Source organism: Streptomyces katrae (genome assembly GCF_000966975.1).
GTDB lineage: Bacteria > Actinomycetota > Actinomycetes > Streptomycetales > Streptomycetaceae > Streptomyces > Streptomyces katrae.
The window spans coordinates 1-1,391 of sequence record NZ_JZWV01000256.1 but is presented as its reverse complement, the minus strand read 5'-3'; the positions used below and the strand labels follow the sequence as shown (position 1 = coordinate 1,391).

Genomic DNA, 1,391 nt, shown 5'->3' with positions numbered 1-1,391 from the left:
CGCGATCCGGATGGGGACGCCGTCGTAGCGGACACGGCGCCGGTCCCGATCCTCGGGCAGGTGGACGCCGCTCGGCCCGCGATCGCCACCCGGCTGAACGTGTGGAGGCAGCCCCTGGCGCGCACTGCCGGCCCGTACATCACCCACCGGACGACACCACCCGGCGGGGCGTGAGCGCCCCCCCCACCACCGGCCTTCGCGACCGCATCCGCGGTGTGGCAAGCTCGGGTTGTCGCAGGACTTCCCCCGCGCCGGTCGGCATCGGCGTACCGTGGTCCGGTATGAGCGATGCCGTACAGGCCAAGGGCCCCAAGCTTCCGCCGGCGTATCCTCCGAAGTCTCCGCCGCCGCCGAAACGGCCGGTCGAGGCGCCACGGCCGCAGCCGACGACCAAGCCGGCGGCGGCGGTTGAGCGCCCCCGGTTGAGGATGACGATCCGCAACCGGCCCACCCGCGCGCTCACCTTCCGCTCTGACCAGTGGGCGCCGGTCAAGGCCGCTGCGGCGGCGGTCAAAGCCGTCGAAGAGTGGGGGTACACCCGCATCAGCACGGACGATCTGACGACCTGCGTGCGGATGCTGGCCGAAGCGGCCGTGACCGCCGGAGGCCGTCGGCTCAGCCTGCACCTGGCGGACCAGGACCAACGCGTTCTCGCCCTGGTCCTCGCCCACACTCCCGCCCGCACCGAGGAGGACGTCCTCCCCGCCCTCGGGGCCCTGCGGAGCGTGGCCGCGTGCGGCACCGACACGGACGACACGGAAGGGCTGCGGCTGTGGGCCCTGCTGGAAACCCAGCCGGCGAAGGGCGCCTCCGCAGCATCACCTGCAACCCCCTGAGGACCGCCCCGCGCCACCGCCGGCGAGCAGACCGGGGAAGGCCGGCGCTCCCGGGCGGAGCGGGGCGGACGAGCTGCGGGCGCCGCGGTGATGGGAATCGGTGCGGCCGTCAGGCCGGCGTCGCCGCCTGATCAGTTGCCGTTGGCCTCGGCGAGGGTGTGGGCGACGAGGGCGTTCGCGTGGCCATGGCCGAGCGCGTGCTCGGCCTTGAGCCAGTTGACCAGTTCCATGTGCCTGGTCAGCGAGGAGGTGCGGATGAGGTCCTTCCACTCGGCGATCGGACGTCCGTACTTCTTCTCGATGGAGGGGAAGTAGCTGGCAGGACCCTTCACGGCGTCGGTCATGGGTGCTCCCGTTTCCTATCGTGTTGATCTTGGTCGAGTCGATCACGCCCGGCCGGACGACGGACGGCTAGCGGTCGGCCGGCACGAAGGCCAGGCGGGCCGTCACCACGCTCAGCCACAGCAGTCCGAGACCGGCACCGGCGGTGAACGCCAGGACCGAGACGGCCGAGGCCATGAAACCGGCCAGGACAGCTACAGGGACGACGCGGGA

Annotated in this window: 2 protein-coding genes and 1 pseudogene; 1 reads left to right on the top strand and 2 read right to left on the bottom strand. The window is 72.3% G+C overall.

All coding sequences use genetic code 11. The features are described from left to right. Window positions 1–428 precede the first annotated feature (428 nt). On the top strand, window positions 429–836 hold the full coding sequence (locus tag VR44_RS47030; protein WP_245691678.1) for a hypothetical protein: 408 nt from the start codon (window positions 429–431) through the stop codon (window positions 834–836). A 131-nt stretch (window positions 837–967) separates the two neighbouring features. Here VR44_RS47030 and VR44_RS11175 read toward each other — a convergent pair whose 3' ends face one another. Both VR44_RS11175 and VR44_RS48795 read right to left on the bottom strand, forming a co-directional pair. Next, window positions 968–1,180 (bottom strand): DUF4287 domain-containing protein, encoded by a 213-nt coding sequence (locus VR44_RS11175; protein ID WP_045947282.1) that lies wholly within the window; start codon window positions 1,178–1,180, stop codon window positions 968–970. Between the two features lie 67 nt (window positions 1,181–1,247). After that, window positions 1,248–1,391: pseudogene (locus tag VR44_RS48795) on the bottom strand (DUF998 domain-containing protein); the annotation flags it as partial.